2 protein-coding genes and 1 pseudogene are annotated in these 1,841 nt (G+C 62.1%); all 3 read left to right on the forward strand.

The features are described from left to right. On the forward strand, window positions 1–523 hold a 523-nt coding region (locus tag EN994_RS29555; protein ID WP_127308058.1), incomplete at its 5' end, for a class I fructose-bisphosphate aldolase. A 164-nt stretch (window positions 524–687) separates the two neighbouring features. Beyond that, window positions 688–1,428, forward strand: a complete 741-nt coding sequence (locus tag EN994_RS29560) for a thioredoxin family protein (protein ID WP_063169157.1) — start codon at window positions 688–690, stop codon at window positions 1,426–1,428. A 62-nt stretch (window positions 1,429–1,490) separates the two neighbouring features. Continuing rightward, window positions 1,491–1,841 (forward strand): annotated as a pseudogene (locus EN994_RS29565) (SGNH/GDSL hydrolase family protein); the annotation flags it as partial.

A 1,841-nucleotide genomic window follows, 5' to 3' on the forward strand; every position in this document is an offset into this window, starting at 1 on the left:
CTGCCAGGAAGCCGGCATCGTGCCGATCGTCGAACCGGAGGTGCTGATGGACGGCGCCCACGACATCGACACTTGTTACGACATTTCGAAGGCAACGCTGATCAAGCTCTATGACGAGCTCCATGCGGCGCGCGTCGTGCTGGAAGGCACCATCCTGAAGCCCAACATGGTGCTGGCCGGCAGGAAATCGGGCAAGGTGAGCAGCCCCGAAGAAGTCGCCGAAAAGACCATAAAACTGTTCCGCGAGACAGTGCCGGCAGCGGTGCCGGGCATCGCCTTCCTTTCCGGCGGCCAGGAAGACGAAGAGGCGACCGCCAATCTCAACGCCATCAACGCCATCGGGCCGCACCCGTGGAAGCTGACCTTCTCCTATGGTCGCGCGCTGCAGGCCGCGCCACAGAAAGCCTGGAGCGGCAAAGCCTCGAACGTTGCCGCCGGCCAGGCCGCCTTCACCCATCGCGCCCACATGAACCATCTGGCAGCGCTCGGAAAATGGAAGGCGAGCCTGGAACAGGCCGCCTGATCACAGTCCTTTCTTCCTCCTTCGAACCCGGGCCGATGCGCCCGGGTTTTTTGTTTGTGACTTGCAGGGCTTGGGGCGGAGCCTCTCCGTCCTTATTTCCTCTCCGGCGATGTCGGGTTGCGCCCATCCCCAACGTCCTTGGGATGACATTCAGGGAGAGGTTCATGCATCGCAACAAGATCGTTTCGCGCGAAGACTGGTTCCAGGCGCACAAGGCACATCTGGCGCGCGAGAAGGAACTGACGCGGTTTCGCGAGCGGATCGCCGCGGAACGGCGTGAACTGCCCTGGCTGAAGATCAGGAAAGACTATGTCTTCGAGACCGAACAAGGGCCAAACAGACTGACCGACCTGTTTGGCACTAACAGCCAGCTGATCGTCTATCACTTCATGTTCGGGCCGGGCTGCACCCATCATTGCGAGGGCTGCTCATTCCTTGCCGACCATATCGACGGCGCCAATCAGCATCTACGGCATCACGACGTGTCGCTGGTCGTGGTTTCGCGCGCTCCCCTGGCGGAACTTCTGCCTTACAAGCAGCGCATGGGCTGGAAGTTCGACTGGGTGTCGTCCTATGTCTCGGATTTCAACTTCGACATGCAGGTCTCCTTCACCGACAAGCAGATCGCCGCCGGCTGCACCACCTACAATTTCGAGACCCGTCCACGGACATCGAAGGAGCTTCCCGGCACCAGCGTCTTCTACAGGGACGAGACCGGCGACATCTTCCTCACCTTCATGTCGCGCGCCCGCGGCGGCGAGGCGCAGATCGGCGCCTACGACTATCTCGACATGACGCCGAAGGGCCGCAACGAGAACGGCCCCTATCACGGCCTGATGGATTGGGTGCGGCTGCACGACGAATATCAGGGCAAGCAGGCGGGGCAGGCGAGTTGCTGCGATTGAAGATCGTTCCCGTCGGCCAAAACATTCGCTAAGGCTGCCGCTGATCGTTTAACGGTACTGCCATGCGCTTCCCGGCCCTACTCTCCTGGCTCGCCTTCCCGGTCTATATCTGGCAAGGCCTCGGCGTGCGACGCCGCACCACGCGCATGCTGCCGGCGCAAGGGCCGGTCATGCACGAAATATCAGGCGCAGCACCGGCAATCTCGCTTCTGGTGCTGGGCGATTCCTCCGCCGCTTCGGTCGGCATCGGCAATTCGGAAGACGGGCTTGCCGCGCAACTCGCCGTGCTGATTTCACAAAGCACCGGCCGCGCCGTGCGCTGGCGGGCGGCCGGCTTCAATTCGGCAACGTCCGGCCAGATCCGCGACCATGTGCTGCCCAATCTGTCGGCCGATCCGTGGACGCATATCGTG

The sequence above is a fragment of the Mesorhizobium sp. M7A.F.Ca.CA.002.09.1.1 genome (assembly GCF_003998555.1).
GTDB lineage: Bacteria > Pseudomonadota > Alphaproteobacteria > Rhizobiales > Rhizobiaceae > Mesorhizobium > Mesorhizobium ciceri.

Coding starts and splice junctions, on each gene's coding strand:
- EN994_RS29560 (WP_063169157.1), top strand. CDS start 688: ATGCATCGCAACAAGATCGTTTCGCGCGAAGACTGGTTCCAGGCGCAC.